The following is a 16,381-nucleotide window of genomic DNA, read 5'->3' as shown; positions in this document are numbered from 1 at the left end:
GCAAGCCCGGCGCAGCCGGGCGCAGCGGGCCGCCATCGCACAACCCCGCCGGTCGCAAGCCCGGCGCAGCCGGGCGCAGCGGGCCGCCATCGCACAACCCCGCCGGTCGCAAGCCCGGCGCAGCCGGGCGCCCGCGAAAATTGCCCCACCCCCGGGTGGTGCGCGACAACTACAAAGCGTCATACTTACTAGTGTGACGAGTGCTGTAGGGACTCCGGGAACTGCTATCACGGCGCGCGTACATTCGCTCAACCGGCCCAACATGGTCAGTGTCGGCACCATAGTGTGGCTTTCCAGCGAACTGATGTTCTTTGCTGGTCTATTCGCTATGTACTTCACGGCGCGGTCTCAGGCCGGCGGCAACTGGCCGCCGCCACCGACGGAGTTGAACCTCTACCAAGCCGTTCCGGTCACGCTGGTGCTGATCGCCTCGTCGTTCACCTGCCAGATGGGAGTGTTCGCCGCCGAACGCGGCGACGTGTTCGGGCTGCGACGCTGGTACGTAGCAACGTTCTTGATGGGCCTGTTCTTCATCCTCGGCCAGGGCTACGAGTACTACCACCTGAGCACCCACGGCACCACCATCCCGGGCAGCGCCTACGGCAGCGTGTTCTATCTGACCACCGGCTTTCACGGCCTGCACGTCACCGGCGGGCTGATCGCCTTCATCTTCCTGCTGACCCGCACCACCATGAGCAAGTTCACCCCGGCGCAGGCGACTGCGTCGATCGTCGTGTCCTACTACTGGCACTTCGTCGACATCGTCTGGATCGCCCTCTTTGCCACCATCTACTTCATCCGGTAGCTGGCCCGGCCGACGAACAGGAGTGCTCGGTTGAGAACACTGAGATTGACGGGATCGGGCGGCCCCGCAAGCGCGACATCCCGACGGCGGCTGCGCCGGCGGCTGTCGACGGGCTTGCTGCTGCTGGTGGCCCTGACGGCGGCGGGCGGGCTGGCCGCCGTGTTGACCCCGACCCCGCAGCGCGCTGTCGCCGACGAGTCGTCATCGGCGCTGCTGCGCAACGGCAAGCAGTTGTACGACACCGCCTGCGTGACTTGTCACGGCGTCAACCTGCAGGGCGTCGGCGGTCGCGGCCCGAGCCTGATCGGTGTTGGCGAGGCCGCCGTGTACTTCCAGGTGTCCACCGGCCGGATGCCCGCCATGAGCGGCGAGGCTCAACTGCCCCAGAAGCCTCCGATCTTCGACCCCGCCCAGATCGACGCGCTGGGTGCATATGTGCAGGCCAACGGCGGGGGCCCCACCGTGGTGCGCAACCCCGACGGCAGCATCGCCCAGAAATCCCTGCTGGGCACCGACATTGGCCGTGGCGGGGACCTGTTCCGGCTCAACTGTTCGTCGTGCCACAACTTCACCGGGAAGGGCGGGGCGCTGTCGTCGGGCAAGTACGCGCCCGACCTGGCGGGCGCCGACGAGCAGCAGATCCTCACCGCGATGCTGACCGGGCCGCAGAACATGCCGAAGTTCTCCGACCGCCAGCTGTCGTTCGAGGCCAAGAAGGACATCATCGCCTACGTCAGAAACGTGTCCGAGGCACACCAGCCGGGTGGCTACGGGCTGGGTGGGTTCGGGCCCACGTCGGAGGGCATGGCGATTTTCATCATCGGAATGGTCGCCGTTATCGGCGCGGCATTGTGGATCGGGGCGCGATCATGAGCGAGCAAACCAAAGACGGCGCCGCCGCCGCGGGCCAGCCCCGCAGCGCCGAACTGGACGCGATGTCGCGCGAGGAACTGGTCGCGCTGGGCGGCCGGCTCGACGGCGTCGACACCGTCTACCGGGAGCCGCGGTGGCCGGTCACCGGGACCAGAGCCGAGAAACGCTCCGAGCGACACGTCGCACTCTGGTTGTCGCTGGGCGGGTTTTTCGGGTTGGCGTTGCTGTTGGTATTCCTGTTCTGGCCCTGGGAGTACAAGCCCACCGGTAGCCCCGGGGGGTTTCTCTACTCGCTGACCACTCCGCTGTACGGCCTGACATTCGGGATGTCGGTTCTGTGTATCGGGGTCGGCGCGGTGATGTTCCAGAAAAAGTTCATCCCCGAAGAGATTTCGATCCAGGACCGCCACGACGGCGGTGGCTCCGGCTCGGCGGAAATCGACCGCAAGACGGTGGCCGCCAACCTGACCGATGCGTTCGAAACCTCGACGATCCGGCGCCGCAAACTGATCGGCGCGTCGCTGGGCCTCGGCTTGGGCGCATTCGGGCTCGCAACCCTGGTGGCGTTCATCGGCGGCCTGATCAAGAACCCGTGGAAACCGGTGGTGCAGACCTCCAAGGGCAAGACGGCCGTGCTGTGGACGTCGGGGTGGACACCGCGCTACCCAGGCGAAACGATCTTTTTGGCGCGCGCCACCGGATCGCAGGCGGGAGCCCCGTTCATCAAGATGCGCCCGCAAGACATCGACGCCGGCGGCATGGAAACGGTGTTCCCGTGGCGGGAGTCCGACGGGGACGGCACCACCGCGGAATCGCGCGAGAAGCACCGGGAAATCATGCAGGGCGTCCGCAACCCGGTGATGCTCATCCGCATCCGCCCCGCCGACATGCACCGCGTGGTCAAGCGCAAGGGCCAGGAGAGCTTCAACTACGGCGACCTGTTCGCCTACACCAAGGTCTGCTCGCACCTGGGCTGCCCGCCATCGCTTTTCGAGCAGCAGACCTACCGCATCCTATGCCCGTGCCACCAGTCGCAATTCGACGCGCTGGTCTACGCCAAACCGATTTTCGGTCCAGCGGCGCGGGCGTTGGCGCAGCTGCCGATTACCATCGACAGCGCCGGGTACCTCGTCGCCAATGGCAACTTCATCGAGTCTGTCGGACCGGCATTTTGGGAGCGCACATCATGAGACCCAACGTCAGCGAGATCCTGGCCCGTCAAGCCAACGACGTCGACGCCCGCTATCACCCGTCGGCGGCGGTGCGGCGCCAGCTCAACAAGGTCTTCCCGACGCACTGGTCGTTCCTGCTCGGCGAGATCGCGCTGTACAGCTTCGTCGTGCTACTGCTCACCGGCGTGTATCTGACCCTGTTCTTCGATCCGTCGATGAACGAGGTCACCTACAACGGCGTCTACCAACCCCTGCGCGGCGTGGAAATGTCGAAGGCCTATCAATCGGCGCTCGACATCTCCTTCGAGGTGCGCGGTGGGTTGTTCGTCCGCCAGGTCCACCACTGGGCGGCGCTGTTGTTCGCGGCCGCGATCATGGTGCACCTGGCGCGCATCTTCTTCACCGGGGCGTTCCGCCGTCCCCGCGAGGCCAACTGGGTGATCGGCTCGATCCTGCTGATTCTGGCCATGTTCGAGGGCTTCTTCGGCTATTCGCTGCCCGACGACCTGCTGTCGGGCATCGGGGTGCGCGCAGCGCTGTCGTCGATCACGCTGGGCATGCCGGTGATCGGGACCTGGCTGCACTGGGCGCTGTTCGGCGGCGACTTCCCCTGCGGCGGTGTGGGATACACCTGCGACACGGCGGGCTACATCGTGCCCCGCATGTACTCGCTGCACATCCTGCTGCTACCGGGCATCATTCTGGCGCTCATCGGGGCGCACCTGGCGATGGTGTGGTTCCAGAAGCACACCCAGTTCCCCGGACCCGGGCGCACCGAGCACAACGTCGTCGGCGTGCGGGTGATGCCGGTGTTCGCCGTGAAGTCCGGTGCGTTCTTCGCGCTGACCACCGCAATTCTCGGTCTGATGGGTGGTCTGCTGCAGATCAACCCGATCTGGAACATGGGACCCTACAAGCCGTCCCATGTCTCGGCGGGCTCACAGCCGGACTTCTACATGATGTGGACCGAGGGCCTGGCCCGCATCTGGCCGGCGTGGGAGTTCTACCCCGGGCATCACACGATTCCCTCCCCGGTCTGGGTTGCGCTGATCATGGGCCTGGTTTTCATCCTGCTGATCATCTACCCGTTCCTGGAGAAGCGGTTCAGCGGCGACTACGCACACCACAACCTGCTGCAGCGGCCACGTGACGTGCCGGTGCGCACGGCGATCGGTGCGATGGCGATCGGGTTCTACATGGTGCTGACGCTCTCGGCGATGAACGACATCATCGCCTACAAGTTCCACATCTCGCTCAACGCGACGACCTGGATCGGGCGGATCGGCATGGTGGTGGTGCCGCCGATCGTCTACTTCGTCACCTATCGGTGGTGTATCGGGCTGCAGCGCAGCGACCGCGAGGTGCTGGAGCACGGCGTCGAAACCGGGATCATCAAGCGGTTGCCGCACGGCGCCTACATCGAACTGCACCAGCCGCTCGGCCCCGTCGACGAGCACGGGCATCCGATGCCGCTGGAATACCAGGGCACCCCCGTACCCAAGAAGATGAACAAGCTGGGCTCGGCCGGGTCGCCCGGCTCCGGCAGCTTGCTGTCCGCCGACCCGGTGTCAGAGGACGCGGCGCTTCGCGAAGCGGCGCATGCCGGCGAGCAGCGTGCCCTCACCGCGCTGCGGGAACGCCAGGACAGCAGCAACGGCTCGACCAACGGCCAGCACTAAACGCGAATCTCGGTCCTCTCGGGGCGCAGCGCTCGTCACGGCGAGGCGAGCGTTCGACGAAGCTGGCGCAGGTGTCGCCACAGCAGCAGGGGCATGACGAGGGTGATGAGCCCGGCAATCCCGTAACCGGTCCACGAGGCACGATCATGGCCGACGGCCATCAGGTAGGTCGCCGTCGCAACGGCGACCAAGGCAAGCCCCATGGTGGCGATCAGTGTCACGGTGCCGCGCAGCCAAATCCGGTCCACGGCGGCGCCGGCCGACGCTTCCCCGGCTCCCGACGTCGCCGCCCTCCCGGTGGGGGCCCGCTGAAACCCGGTCGGCGGCAGGTGCCCCGGCCTGATCGGCTGCGCCGGAGCAACCGCCGTCGGCATGCCCGGCGATCGCGCGGGCTCGAGCGTGCGCCGGGCACCCAGCAGCACCGGAATCGCCGCGAGGATGATGAGCGCAGACACGATGATGACTGCGTAGAGCACCGACGAGGTGTGCCGGTTCGGCGTCGACGCGTGGAAACCCCGGCCCAGGTCCGCCAGTGCGACGACGGCGGCAACGCCGGCGCCCACGAGCGCCAGCCACACCGCGGCACACAGCCCGACCAGGATGCGATCCCCGGTGGCCGGCGACACCGCGGGCCACCCGAGCCGGCGCAAAAGATGTCTGTCTGCCATCAGCAGCTCGTCTGAGGTGCGTTGTTCTCGTTCGACGACAGCACGGTGCCGTCGCTGGAGGTGATCGAGCAGTTCAGCTTGCTCAGCCGCAGCAAGCTGGACGCCTCCAGCGAACCGACCTCGGACTGCGAGATCGGCGTGAGGGTGAGCGACCACGGGATGTAGGCATTGCGCTGCACCCGCCGCTGCCCCGACGCGTCGATGTAGGTGATCGTGATCTGGTCGAACGGGGCTTTCGTGCCGGTCACCGAGTAGGTGACCTGCTTCGGACCGGCCGGCGTGGTGGCGGGCGGCGCGGCCGCTGTCGTGGTCGGCGGCTCCGGCGCTGGTGCCGGCGCAGGCGGCGGTGGTGGGGCCTCGCTGGTCGGCGGCGGCGCCGGTGGCGGCGGGGCCTCGCTGGTCGGCGGCGGTGGCGGTGGCGGGATCTCGCTGGTCGGCGGCGGCGGCGGTGCCGGCGGCGGAGTGGTGACGATGATCTCGTCCTGGATCGGCGACGTGGAGGTGGGCGCGGTGCCGGGCGTGGCCAGCCTGTTGGTGTCCGTGCGTGCGAACAGCAGCGACACCGAAACCACCAGGGCGACCGCCGCGACGATCGCGGCAATGCCCACCACCCACGGCCAGCGCGGCGGGCCCGCTTCGTCGTCGACGGGCGTGTCGTAGCTGTCGTAGTCGTACAGGTCGAGGTCGGCAGGCACATACGGGCCGCTGGAGACGTGCTCGGACTCGGGCGCGGAGTAGGCCTGCGCGGAGAAGCCGGCGTCGCCGGCCCGGTCCGACCCGACGGGCTCCTGCGCTATCGGGCCGTCACCGAGGTCGACGTCGCCCGTGCCGATGTCACCGTCAGGTCCCAGGTCGTCAGATCCCGGCCCCGGGGGATTCGGCCCGCTCATCCTCGCCTATCCTGTTCGACTCCATCGGCAGCGCACGCTGCCTCCGCGTCTGCAGCGGACCAGGCGCGCTCCGTCGTCCCTCATTGTGCCTAGCAACCCTACCCAAGCGGCGCGGACGCCACATTGTCAGCGACCTCGTGAGCTACCAACTGATGCCCCGATTGTGACCTTGCCGACGGTCGAGCCGGCCCCGGTCAGTGTTTCTCTGGGCCGACGTAGTACTCGAAGACCAAGCCCGCGGCCGCACCGATAATGAGCGCCACGCCCGCGACGATCAACCACGGCAGCCACAGCCCGATACCCACGGCGGCCACCGCCGCGGACAGCGCGACCAGGATCGGCCACCAGCTGTGCGGACTGAAGAAGCCCAATTCCCCGGCTCCGTCGCTGATTTCGGCACCCTCGTAGTCCTCGGGGCGGGTATCGAGCCGACGGGCCACAAACCGGAAGAACGTCGCGACGATGAGCGCCATACCGCCGGTCAACGCCAGCGCGGTGGTGCCCGCCCACTCGATACCGCCGGTGGCAAACATCGCCGTGAGCAGGCCGTAGAGCACCGCGATGACGACGAAGAACGTGGATACGAACTCGAACAGCCTGGCTTCGATGTGCATGGGTGCCTACTTGCTCGCCTGGGGCGCCTGCTGCCCGCGACGGGATTCGAACGGGTGAGTGGTTACCGCAACCGGCGACTGGTTGATCGCCTGCAGGGCCTGGGCATTGGTCCTGCCGGCGATGCGCTGCTGGAGGTAAGCCTTGAAGTCGTTGGGCTCCACCACCCGGACCTCGAAGTTCATCATCGAGTGGTAGGTGCCGCACATCTCGGCGCAGTGCCCCACGAACGCCCCGGTCCTGGTGATCTCAGCGACCTGGAACCGGTTCACCGAGTTGTTGGCCTGCGGGTCGGGAATCACGTCGCGCTTGAACAAGAATTCCGGCACCCAGAACGAGTGCACCACGTCGGCTGAGGCCAGCACGAACTCGATCCGTTTGCCCTCGGGCAGCACGAGGACCGGAATTTCGTCGGTGGTGCCCAGGGTTTCGACCTTGTCGAAATTCAGGTAGGTGCGGTCGGACCTGTTGAGCCCGTGGTTCGGGCCGATTAGTTCCTCGCCGTGCTTGTCCTTGCCTTCCGGCTTGGAGACCATGGCCGCTTTGCGCGCCGGGTCGGCGCCGTCGTATGTCAGCGTGCCATCTTTGAAATCGACCTTCTGGTATCCGAACTTCCAGTTCCACTGGAACGCCGTGACGTCGATGACGACCTCGGGGTCGGACGCCAGGTGCAGCACCTTCTCCTGCACGACCACGGTGAAGTAGAACAGCACCGAGACGATCAGGAACGGTGTGACGGTGAGCACCAGTTCCAGCGGCATGTTATAGCCGAACTGGCGCGGCAGCTCGGTGTCGGTGGCCTTCCTGCGATGGAACGACGCGGTCCAGAATATGAGGCCCCACACGATCACACCGACCGTCAGCGACGCGATCACCGCGCCGACCCACAGCTGGCGGTTGGCGTCGGCCTCCGGGGTGATGCCTCGCGGCCAGCCCAGGCCCAGTGCTTCCGACCAGCTGCAGCCGCTCAGGGTGAGCGCCAGCACGCCCAGCGTGCCGGCCAGCGCGAGCAGCCGAACCCGACGACACGCGGTCGAACGGATGGGGGGACGGTCGAGCCCGCGGAGTGTCACGTCAGCGCCTCCTCTGCCACCAGCTGGACCGAGTGCGCGCATTGGCCGGCCCACACGTCGAATACTACGCAGCGTAGACCACCCGATGTCATGCGCCCGCGGATATCGGCCGCCCTGCGGCGTAGCCGTGGCGCTGCCGCCCTGCGGCATACTCACACGGATGTGCGGATTGCTGGCCTTCGTGGGCGCCGTCGACCGCGATCCGCCCGGTCCCGGCGCTGCCGGCGCCATCGCCGAGGCGTCGCACCTGATGCGCCACCGCGGGCCGGACGAGCCCGGCACCTGGGCCGCCCCGGACGGGACCGTCGTATTCGGCTTCAACCGGCTGTCGATCATCGACATCGCCCACTCGCACCAACCACTGCGCTGGGGGCCGCCGGACACCCCGGACCGCTATGTGCTGGTGTTCAACGGCGAGATCTACAACTACCTGGAATTGCGCGCCGAACTCACCTCCGCGCACGGCGCCGCTTTCGCCACCGACGGCGACGGCGAGGCCATCATCGCGGCCTACCACTACTGGGGCGCCGACGCGCTGACCCGGTTGCGCGGTATGTTCGCGTTCGGGCTGTGGGACACGGTTAACCGTGAATTATTTTGCGCGCGTGACCCTTTCGGTATCAAGCCGCTGTTCGTGGCCACCGGTCCCGGCGGTACGGCGGTCGCCAGCGAGAAGAAATGCCTGCTGGAGCTGGCCGAGCTGATCGGGTTCGACACCGGCATCGACCACCGGGCCGTGCAGCATTACACGGTGTTGCAGTACGTACCCGAACCCGAGACGATGCACCGCGGGGTGCGGCGCCTGGAATCCGGCTGCTACGCCCGCATCCGCCCGGGTTCCGGGCCGGACGTCACCCGCTATTTCGCGCCCCGGTTCGCCGCCACCCCCATCACCCGCGACACCGAGCAAGCCCGCTACGACGAGATCACCGCCGTGCTGGAGGACTCGGTGGCCAAGCACATGCGCGCCGACGTCACCGTCGGCGCGTTCCTGTCCGGCGGCATCGACTCCACCGCGATCGCCGCCCTGGCGATCCGGCACAACCCGCGGCTGATCACCTTCACCACCGGTTTCGAGCGGGCGGGCTTCTCCGAGATCGACGTCGCCGTGGCCTCAGCGGAGGCGATCGGCGCGCGGCACGTCACCAAGGTGGTGGCCCCCGACGAGTTCGTCGCCGCACTGCCCGAGATCGTCTGGTACCTCGACGATCCGGTGGCCGACCCGGCGCTGGTGCCGCTGTTCTTCGTCGCCCGTGAGGCGCGCAAGCACGTCAAGGTGGTGCTCTCCGGCGAGGGTGCCGACGAGCTGTTCGGCGGATACACGATCTACCGCGAGCCGTTGTCGCTGCGGCCGTTCGACCACCTGCCCGGACCGCTGCGGCGTTCGATGGGCGCGGTGTCGCGGCCGCTGCCGGACGGCCTGCGCGGCAAGAGCCTGCTGCACCGGGGGTCGCTGACGCTCGAGCAGCGCTACTACGGCAACGCGCGCAGCTTCTCCGACGAGCAGCTGCGGGCTCTGCTGCCGGGTTTCCGGCCGGAGTGGACCCACACCGACGTCACGGCGCCGCTGTACGCGCAATCGGCCGGCTGGGACCCGGTGGCGCGGATGCAGCACATCGACCTGTTCACCTGGCTGCGCGGCGACATCCTGGTCAAGGCCGACAAGATGACGATGGCCAACTCGCTGGAGCTGCGGGTGCCGTTTCTGGATCCGGAGGTGTTCGCGGTGGCATCCCGGTTGCCGGTGGGCGCCAAGATCACCCGGACCACCACCAAGTACGCGCTACGCCGCGCACTGGAGCCCGTCGTTCCGGCGCATGTGCTGAACCGGCCCAAGCTGGGCTTTCCGGTTCCCATCCGGCACTGGCTGCGCTCTGGCGAGCTGGCCGAGTGGGCCTATGCGACGGTGGGCTCGTCGCAGGCCGACGAGTTCGTCGACGTCGCCGCCGTGCGCCGGATGCTCGACGAACATCGTTGTGGCACAAGCGATCACAGCCGGAGACTATGGACCGTGCTGATCTTCATGCTGTGGCACGCGATCTTCGTCGAGCATTCCGTGGCGCCGCGGATCGGCGAGCCGCACTACCCGGTGCAGTTGTGAATCAGGCCAGCGCGCCGGCGATCTCGGCGGCCGCGGCGTCGCCGTAGGCGCCGGCCAGCCGGCGCACTGCGGTTTCGCGGTCCCAGTCCCATTCCTGGGTGCCTGTCGACTCCAGCACCAGTACCGCGACCAGCGACCCGAGCTGCGCCGCGCGTTCCAGGCTCAGGCCCGCGCTGCGCCCGGTCAAGAACCCGGCCCGAAACGCGTCTCCCACGCCGGTCGGGTCGACCTGGCTGGTCTCGGGCACCACATCGACGTGCACGGTGGTGCCGTCCGGGTCGACGAGGTCCACCCCCTTGGGTCCCAGCGTGGTCACCCGAAGCCCGACCTGCGCCAGCACGTCGTCCTCGGTCCAGCCGGTCTTGGACAGCAGCAGGTCCCACTCGTAGTCGTTGGTGAACAGGTACGCGGCGCCGTCGATGAGCTTGCGGATCTCCTCGCCGGTCAGCCGGGCCAGCTGCTGGGAGGGGTCGGCCGCGAAGGCCAGGCCGAGCTTGCGGCACTCCTCGGTGTGCAGGAACATCGCTTCCGGGTCGTTGGCCCCGACGATCACCAGCTCCGGCGTGCCGATGCGCTCGACCACCGCGGCCAGCGAGATGTCCCGGGCCTGTGACATCGCCCCCGGGTAGAACGACGCGATTTGCGCCATCTCCAGATCGGTGGTGCAGACGAACCGCGCGGTGTGCGCGGTGCTGGAGATCAGCACGTTGTCGCAGTTGACGCCGTGCGTCTGCAGCCACTGCCGGTAGTCACCGAAGTCGTCGCCGGCCGCACCCACCAGGGCCACGTCGCCGCCGAGCACCCCGATCGCGTACGCGATGTTTCCGGCCACCCCGCCGCGGTGGATCACCAGGTCGTCGACGAGGAAACTCAGCGAAACCTTGTGCAGGTGATCGGCGAGCAGCTGCTCGGAAAACCGGCCCGGGAACCGCATCAGATGGTCGGTGGCGATGGAACCGGTCACCGCAATCGTCACGACAAAACCGCCCTTCATTCCTAAGATTGTTTAGCCAAGCTTACGCACGCCGGCGCCCTTCGCTGCGCCTCGGTCACCCGGACGTACGCTAGCCTGCCAACAGAATCGCCGCAGTCCGCAGGAGAACCACGAATGCCCGCTCCGTCGTCGCCGAACCACGGTGTCGGCGCCGGCGGGCCGCCGTTCACCGATCCTCATCCCAGCCAGCCGCTGCCCGCTCAGCCGGCTGCCTCGGGACCGCCCGCCGGAGCAACGCCCGGGCCGGGGTACTACCCCGGGCCGCTGCCGCCGCCGGTGCCGTACTCGACCCGTCCCCGGCGGCGGCTGGTGCTGGTGGTGCTGGCAGCCGGCGCAATCGTCGTCGCGATGACCGCCGCGATCGGCTACGGGGTGCATCGCAACGGGCCCGGCTCCGCCGGCACGTTCACCGCAGCCACGGCCAGGGCCGCGATTCAGGGCTATCTGGACGCGCTGGAGCGCGGTGACAGGGAGGCCATCGCCCGCAACGCTCTGTGCGGGATCTACGACGCGGTGCGAGACCGGCGCGCCGACCAGGCGGTTGCCAGGCTCAGCAGCGACGCCTTCCGTAAACAGTTTTCCGAGGCAACCGTGACCTCCGTCGACAAGATCGTCTACTGGTCGACCTACCAGGCCCAGGTGTTGTTCAGCATGCGGGTGACACCCGCCGCCGGCGGCCCCGCCCGCGACCAGGTGCAGGGTCTCGCCCAGCTGCTGTTTCAGCGCAACCAGGTGCTGGTCTGCTCGTACGTGCTACGCACTGCCGGCGCCTACTAGCTTGCCCTGTTAATTGGACTGAACCGTCAGTTGAACTGAACCGTCAGTTGAAGGAGTCGCCGCAGGCGCAGGAGCCGCCGGCGTTCGGGTTGTCGATGGTGAAGCCCTGCTTCTCGATGGTGTCGACGAAGTCGATGGACGCACCCTGCACATACGGCGCGCTCATCCGGTCGACGGTCAACGTCACACCGCCGAACTCTGCCGTCAGGTCACCGTCGAGGGTGCGGTCGTCGAAGAACAGGTTGTAGCGCAGGCCTGCGCACCCGCCGGGCTGGACCGCGATACGCAGCGCCAGGTCGTCGCGTCCCTCTTGGTCGAGCAGCGATTTCGCCTTGGCAGCGGCGGTGTCGGTCAAGATCACGCCGTGCGTCGTGGTAGCTGACTCATCCTGAACAGTCATTGCTTCTCCCTTGTGCTCCCTGCGTGCCCACATCAGCCAGCATGCATCGACGGCTCGCAGGACCAAGACTACCCCGTCGTGCCGTCATTCCCGATCTGCGCCGCTGCCGCGGTGGCCAGGCCCATCAGCTGGTTTACCGAGTCGACCAGGGCCAGCCGGACCGAGCCGGCGAAGTCGGCGACGGCGTACGCCGCCAGAATGCCGGCCGACCGCAGCGATGACGTGTCGAGATCCACCTGCCCGGCCAGTACCAGCACCGGGACCTGACACGACCGCGCCGCGACCGCCAGCGCACCGACCACCTTCCCGTGCAGGGACTGGTCGTCAAAGCAGCCCTCGCCGGTGACGACGAGGTCGGCAGCCGCGATGTCGCCGGCCAGGCCGGTGTGCTCGGCGATGATCGCCGCACCCGATTCGCACCGGCCGCCGAGCGCGAGCAGCGCGGCCCCGATCCCGCCGGCGGCCCCGGCGCCCGGTTCGGCGCTCACCGGCCGCCCGGCGGCGGCGTCCAGTTCGACGGCCCAGCCCGCGAGGTTGCGCTCCAGCGCGGCCACGGTCGCCGGATCCGCACCCTTCTGCGGCCCGAATATCCGGGCCGCACCCCACGGCCCCAGCAGCGGGTACTCGACGTCGCAGGCGGCGATCAGCTCCGTTTCCGCCAGCCGCCGCCGGCCCTCCTGTAAGCCACCGAGTTCGTCGACCAGCCCGCGGCCGCCGTCGGTGCTGGCCGAACCGCCCAACCCGACCACGATCCGCACCGCCCCGGCGTGCTGGGCCGCGGCGATCAGCTGTCCGACTCCCCTGCTGTGCGCCGCCAGCGCGGTGTGCGGGGTGGGCGGGCCGCCCAGCAGCGCCAGTCCGCACGTCTGCGCGCTTTCCAGGTATGCGGTCGCCGACTCGGCGTGCAGCACCCATGTTGCCTCGACCTCCTCGTCCAGCGGGCCGCCGACCCGCGACCGCCGCAGCTGGCCCAGCCGGTCGGCCAACACCTCGACGAACCCGGGTCCGCCGTCGGACTGCGGGGCGATGGTGAACTGGTCGCGCGGACGCGACCGGTTCCAGCCGGCCGCGATGGCCGCCGCGGCCTGCACAGCGGTCAGGCTATCGCCGTAACAGTCCGGAGCGATCAGAACTCGCAGGGCCGGCGTCGGCGCGTTGCCGGGTGCGCCGACACCGGCTGCCGAGCCGCTCATGGCGCAAGCCTAGGACCGGGTGCCTGCGCCCCGCACCGGAAGCGAAGTAACCTGGCCAGCGTGAAGCTACCGGGCCGGAAGAGAAGCGACCGCGGTGCTGCCGCCCCGGAGCTGTCGGCGGGCCTCACCGGCGCACCAGCGCCGTCGGCTCCCGGGGATTCTCGCGAGTCGCAGAGGACCGCGCCCAAGGGGCGACCGACTCCCCGGCGCAGCGACAGACGCCGGGGCCCGGTCGCTCCGGCGCCCATGACCGCGGGCGAGGCCCGCGCGCGCCGCAAAGCGATGGCGCGGCCCAAGCTCAGCCGGGCCGAACGCCGGGCCGCCGGTGCCGCGCGTCGCGCCCAGATGGCCGAACGCCGGGACCGCATGATGGCCGGCGACGAGGCGTACCTGCTGCCGCGCGACCGGGGCCCGGTGCGCCGGCTGGTGCGCGACGTGGTGGATTCGCGCCGCAACCTGCTGGGGCTGTTCATGCCCGCGGCACTCACCCTGCTGTTCGTGATGTTCGCGGTGCCGCAGTTGCAGCTGTACATGTCGCCGGCGATGATGCTGCTGATGGTCCTGATGGTCATCGACGGGGTCATCCTGGGCCGCAAAGTCGCCCGGATCGCCGACGAACGGTTCCCCCAGAACACCGAGAGCCGTTGGAAAATAGGACTTTACGCCGCTGGTCGAGCGTCCCAAATGCGCCGCATGCGGGCACCCCGGCCGCAGGTCGAACGCGGCAGCCATGTGCTCTGACACGGAGTGACCGGCCGTGCGAACCCTGGTGCTCGGCGGGATCAGGTCCGGCAAGTCGAAGTGGGCCGAGACAGCCGTCGCCGAGTCGCTGGCACCCGGTGAGACAGTGCGCTACCTGGCGACCGGCCCGGCCCCCGACACCGACGGGCACTGGTCGCAACGCGTCGCCGAGCACCGCGCCCGCCGGCCCGGGCACTGGTCGACGGTGGAAACCGCCGACATCGCAACTCAATTGCGGCAGTCTTCGGACGTGACGACCCTCGTCGACGACCTGGGCGGCTGGTTGACCGCCGCCTTGGACCACCGCGGCTGGGCGGCCGGGTCGGTGTCGGCCGACGTCGACGACCTGGTGGCCGCGGTGGCGTCGTTCGGCTCGCCGCTGGTGCTGGTCAGCCCGGAGGCCGGCCTGACGGTGGTGCCGGCCACCGAGTCCGGACGCCGGTTCGCCGACGAACTGGGCACGCTCAACCAGCGGCTGGCAGCCGTGTGCGACCGCGTGGTGCTGGTGGTGGCCGGCCACCCGCTGCCGATCAAGGCCGGCTGATGTTCACCCGGGTGCCGATCCCCGACGTCGATGCCGCCGCGGCCGCCCGCGCCCGCCTGGACACGCTGGCCAAGCCGTCCGGCGCGCTGGGCCGCCTCGAAGATCTTGCCGTGTGGGTGTCGGAGTGCCAACGCCGCTGTCCGCCAATGCAATTCGAACGAGCCCGGGTTGTGGTGTTCGCCGGCGACCACGGCGTGACCCGGCGCGGCGTGTCGGCCTACCCGCCGGAGGTGACCGCGCAGATGGTCGCCACCATCGACGCCGGCGGCGCGGCGATCAACGCGCTCGCCGACATCGCCGGCGCGACAGTGCGGGTGGTGGATGTGGCCGTCGACGCCGACGCGCTGTCCGGGCGGATCGGCGCCCACAAGGTGCGCCGGGGCAGCGGGGACATCAGCGTGCAGGACGCACTGACCGACCAGCAGACCGCCGACGCGATCGAGGCGGGCCGCCACGTCGCCGACGAAGAGGTCGACGCGGGCGCAGACCTGCTGATCGCCGGTGACATGGGTATCGGAAATACCACCCCAGCAACGGTTTTAGTGGCCGCACTGGCGGATGTCGAACCGGTGGCGATAGTCGGCTGCGGGAGCGGCATCGACGATGCCGGCTGGATGCGCAAGACGGCGGCGGTGCGCGACGCGCTGTTTCGTGCCCGGCCGGTGTCCTCGGATCCGGTCGGTTTGCTGCGCTGTTGCGGCGGAGCCGATGTGGCGGCGATGGCCGGGTTCTGCGCACAGGCCGCGGTTCGGCGCACCCCCCTGGTGCTGGACGGCTTGGCGGTGACCGCCGCGGCGCTGGTCGCCGAGCGGTTGGCGCCCGGCGCGCGGCGGTGGTGGCAGGCGGGTCACCTCTGCACCGAACCCGCACATCAAATAGCCCTCACCGCACTGGGTTTAGAGCCGATCCTGGAGCTGCGGATGCGGCTGGGCGAGGGCACCGGCGCCGTCCTGGCGCTGCCGGTGCTGCGGGCCGCGGTGGCCGCGCTGTCGTCGATGGCCAGCTTCAACGATGCCGGTGTGTCCAACCGGATTGCCCCGTGATACGTTCGCTGGCAACGGCTTTCGCTTTCGCAACAGTGTTTCCTGTACGCAGTTCCCGCGCGCTGGACGGCGCCGCCATGGCCGCGCTGCCGGTGGTCGGCGCCGCGCTGGGCGGATTGGCCGCGGCCGTGGTGTGGGCCGCCGGGCTGGCGTTCGGCCCGGGCAACCCGCTGGACGGCCCGCTCGCGGTGGCCGCCCTGCTGGTGGCTACCCGCGGCCTGCACATCGACGGCGTCGCCGACACCGCCGACGGGCTCGGCTGCTTTGGCCCGCCGGCTCGCGCATTGCAGGTGATGCGCGACGGGTCGACCGGGCCGTTCGGGGTGGCGGCCGTCGTCGTGGTCATTGCGCTGCAGGGACTGGCGTTTTCGATGCTGAGCCCGGCCGGGATCGTCGTCGCGGTGACCGGGGGGCGGGTCGCGGCGGTACTGGCCTGCCGTCGATCGGTGCCCGCGGGGCAGGGCAGCATACTGGCCACCGCCGTCGCCGGCACCCAGCCGGCGACGACGGTGGCCGGCTGGGTCGTGGCGCTGCTCGCCGCGTCGGTGGCGGCGGGTCCGGGGCTGTGGCAGGGGCCGGCGGCGGCGCTGGTAGGGCTGTGCTGCGCGGCCGTGCTGGTGGCGCACTGCGTGCGCCGGTTCGGCGGCATCACCGGCGACGTGCTGGGTGCGGCGATCGAGCTGACGACGACGGTGACCGCGGTGCTGCTGGCCGCGCTGGCGCCGGTGTGACTAGTCAAACCGAGGTGCCTCACGTAAAAGTGAGCGCGAAGTAGATGGCTGGTGCCTCACGCATGGTGAGCGCGTGGGGGGCTTG

Annotated in this window: 17 protein-coding genes and 1 pseudogene; 11 read left to right on the top strand and 7 right to left on the bottom strand. The window is 69.1% G+C overall.

Features of this window, described 5'->3' with window-relative positions; translation table 11 throughout:
- From ABDW21_RS12580 to ABDW21_RS12560, 5 genes and pseudogenes are all read left to right on the top strand, one after another.
- Positions 1-102, top strand: a pseudogene (locus tag ABDW21_RS12580) (hypothetical protein); the annotation flags it as partial.
- A 91-nt stretch (positions 103-193) separates the two neighbouring features.
- On the top strand, positions 194-805 hold the full coding sequence (locus tag ABDW21_RS12575) for a heme-copper oxidase subunit III (RefSeq protein WP_343602278.1): 612 nt from the start codon (positions 194-196) through the stop codon (positions 803-805).
- Between the two features lie 30 nt (positions 806-835).
- Complete coding sequence (locus tag ABDW21_RS12570; protein ID WP_343602280.1) at positions 836-1,678, top strand: cytochrome c; 843 nt, start codon at positions 836-838, stop codon at positions 1,676-1,678.
- On the top strand, positions 1,675-2,868 hold the full coding sequence (locus ABDW21_RS12565; protein WP_343602282.1) for a ubiquinol-cytochrome c reductase iron-sulfur subunit: 1,194 nt from the start codon (positions 1,675-1,677) through the stop codon (positions 2,866-2,868). The genes ABDW21_RS12570 and ABDW21_RS12565 overlap by 4 nt, the downstream gene beginning before the upstream one ends.
- The gene (locus ABDW21_RS12560) at positions 2,865-4,529 is read left to right on the top strand and encodes a cytochrome bc complex cytochrome b subunit (RefSeq protein ID WP_343602284.1); all 1,665 of its coding nucleotides are present in this window, start codon (positions 2,865-2,867) and stop codon (positions 4,527-4,529) included. Before ABDW21_RS12565 ends, ABDW21_RS12560 begins: the two co-directional genes overlap by 4 nt.
- A 35-nt stretch (positions 4,530-4,564) precedes the next feature.
- Here ABDW21_RS12560 and ABDW21_RS12555 read toward each other — a convergent pair whose 3' ends face one another.
- The 4 genes from ABDW21_RS12555 to ABDW21_RS12540 form a co-directional block, all read right to left on the bottom strand.
- Complete coding sequence (locus ABDW21_RS12555; protein WP_343602285.1) at positions 4,565-5,197, bottom strand: DUF2561 family protein; 633 nt, start codon at positions 5,195-5,197, stop codon at positions 4,565-4,567.
- Entirely contained in the window at positions 5,197-6,087 is an 891-nt protein-coding gene (locus tag ABDW21_RS12550) for an MmpS family transport accessory protein (RefSeq protein ID WP_343602287.1), read from the bottom strand. Before ABDW21_RS12550 ends, ABDW21_RS12555 begins: the two co-directional genes overlap by 1 nt.
- A 194-nt stretch (positions 6,088-6,281) precedes the next feature.
- Complete coding sequence (locus ABDW21_RS12545) at positions 6,282-6,701, bottom strand: cytochrome c oxidase subunit 4 (RefSeq protein WP_343602289.1); 420 nt, start codon at positions 6,699-6,701, stop codon at positions 6,282-6,284.
- A 6-nt stretch (positions 6,702-6,707) separates the two neighbouring features.
- Positions 6,708-7,772: a cytochrome c oxidase subunit II gene (locus ABDW21_RS12540; RefSeq protein ID WP_343602290.1), complete on the bottom strand. Its 1,065-nt coding sequence runs from the start codon at positions 7,770-7,772 to the stop codon at positions 6,708-6,710.
- A 160-nt stretch (positions 7,773-7,932) separates the two neighbouring features.
- Between ABDW21_RS12540 and asnB the strand changes: the two genes are divergently transcribed.
- Positions 7,933-9,873 carry an asparagine synthase (glutamine-hydrolyzing) gene (gene asnB, locus ABDW21_RS12535; protein ID WP_343602292.1) on the top strand — a complete coding sequence of 647 codons (1,941 nt, stop codon included), beginning with the start codon at positions 7,933-7,935 and terminating at the stop codon, positions 9,871-9,873.
- Between the two features lies 1 nt (position 9,874).
- Here asnB and ABDW21_RS12530 read toward each other — a convergent pair whose 3' ends face one another.
- The gene (locus ABDW21_RS12530; protein ID WP_343602296.1) at positions 9,875-10,849 is read right to left on the bottom strand and encodes a carbohydrate kinase family protein; all 975 of its coding nucleotides are present in this window, start codon (positions 10,847-10,849) and stop codon (positions 9,875-9,877) included.
- 132 nt (positions 10,850-10,981) lie between these two features.
- Between ABDW21_RS12530 and ABDW21_RS12525 the strand changes: the two genes are divergently transcribed.
- Complete coding sequence (locus ABDW21_RS12525) at positions 10,982-11,644, top strand: hypothetical protein (RefSeq protein ID WP_343710497.1); 663 nt, start codon at positions 10,982-10,984, stop codon at positions 11,642-11,644.
- A gap of 43 nt (positions 11,645-11,687) precedes the next feature.
- Here the strand turns inward: ABDW21_RS12525 and ABDW21_RS12520 are convergent, their stop codons facing one another.
- Positions 11,688-12,044: an iron-sulfur cluster assembly accessory protein gene (locus tag ABDW21_RS12520; RefSeq protein WP_343601971.1), complete on the bottom strand. Its 357-nt coding sequence runs from the start codon at positions 12,042-12,044 to the stop codon at positions 11,688-11,690.
- Positions 12,045-12,112: 68 nt separating this feature from the next.
- Positions 12,113-13,237, bottom strand: coding sequence for a glycerate kinase (locus ABDW21_RS12515; protein WP_343601972.1), 1,125 nt, complete (start codon positions 13,235-13,237; stop codon positions 12,113-12,115).
- Positions 13,238-13,348: 111 nt separating this feature from the next.
- On the opposite strand from ABDW21_RS12515, the gene ABDW21_RS12510 reads away from it, so the two are divergent.
- Genes ABDW21_RS12510 through ABDW21_RS12495 form a run of 4 tightly spaced genes read left to right on the top strand, consistent with a single transcriptional unit; the run spans position 13,349 to position 16,296 of the window.
- Positions 13,349-13,978, top strand: a complete 630-nt coding sequence (locus tag ABDW21_RS12510) for a DUF3043 domain-containing protein (protein ID WP_343601991.1) — start codon at positions 13,349-13,351, stop codon at positions 13,976-13,978.
- A 16-nt stretch (positions 13,979-13,994) separates the two neighbouring features.
- Complete coding sequence (locus tag ABDW21_RS12505; protein WP_343601973.1) at positions 13,995-14,522, top strand: bifunctional adenosylcobinamide kinase/adenosylcobinamide-phosphate guanylyltransferase; 528 nt, start codon at positions 13,995-13,997, stop codon at positions 14,520-14,522.
- Positions 14,522-15,565: a nicotinate-nucleotide--dimethylbenzimidazole phosphoribosyltransferase gene (gene cobT / locus ABDW21_RS12500; RefSeq protein WP_343601974.1), complete on the top strand. Its 1,044-nt coding sequence runs from the start codon at positions 14,522-14,524 to the stop codon at positions 15,563-15,565. Before ABDW21_RS12505 ends, cobT begins: the two co-directional genes overlap by 1 nt.
- Positions 15,562-16,296 (top strand): adenosylcobinamide-GDP ribazoletransferase, encoded by a 735-nt coding sequence (locus ABDW21_RS12495; RefSeq protein WP_343601976.1) that lies wholly within the window; start codon positions 15,562-15,564, stop codon positions 16,294-16,296. The genes cobT and ABDW21_RS12495 overlap by 4 nt, the downstream gene beginning before the upstream one ends.
- Positions 16,297-16,381 lie beyond the last annotated feature (85 nt).

The organism is Mycobacterium sp., assembly GCF_039583805.1.
Lineage (GTDB): Bacteria > Actinomycetota > Actinomycetes > Mycobacteriales > Mycobacteriaceae > Mycobacterium.
This window is presented reverse-complemented; position numbering and strand designations above follow the sequence as displayed.

What these genes read in the sequence shown, in the direction of transcription:
- ABDW21_RS12565 (WP_343602282.1), top strand. Translation starts at nt 1,675, where the DNA reads ATGAGCGAGCAAACCAAAGACGGCGCCGCCGCCGCGGGCCAGCCCCGC.
- ABDW21_RS12560 (WP_343602284.1), top strand. Translation starts at nt 2,865, where the DNA reads ATGAGACCCAACGTCAGCGAGATCCTGGCCCGTCAAGCCAACGACGTC.
- ABDW21_RS12555 (WP_343602285.1), bottom strand. Translation starts at nt 5,197, where the DNA reads ATGGCAGACAGACATCTTTTGCGCCGGCTCGGGTGGCCCGCGGTGTCG.
- ABDW21_RS12550 (WP_343602287.1), bottom strand. Translation starts at nt 6,087, where the DNA reads ATGAGCGGGCCGAATCCCCCGGGGCCGGGATCTGACGACCTGGGACCT.
- ABDW21_RS12545 (WP_343602289.1), bottom strand. Translation starts at nt 6,701, where the DNA reads ATGCACATCGAAGCCAGGCTGTTCGAGTTCGTATCCACGTTCTTCGTC.
- asnB (WP_343602292.1), top strand. Translation starts at nt 7,933, where the DNA reads ATGTGCGGATTGCTGGCCTTCGTGGGCGCCGTCGACCGCGATCCGCCC.
- ABDW21_RS12525 (WP_343710497.1), top strand. Translation starts at nt 10,982, where the DNA reads ATGCCCGCTCCGTCGTCGCCGAACCACGGTGTCGGCGCCGGCGGGCCG.
- ABDW21_RS12520 (WP_343601971.1), bottom strand. Translation starts at nt 12,044, where the DNA reads ATGACTGTTCAGGATGAGTCAGCTACCACGACGCACGGCGTGATCTTG.
- ABDW21_RS12515 (WP_343601972.1), bottom strand. Translation starts at nt 13,237, where the DNA reads ATGAGCGGCTCGGCAGCCGGTGTCGGCGCACCCGGCAACGCGCCGACG.
- cobT (WP_343601974.1), top strand. Translation starts at nt 14,522, where the DNA reads ATGTTCACCCGGGTGCCGATCCCCGACGTCGATGCCGCCGCGGCCGCC.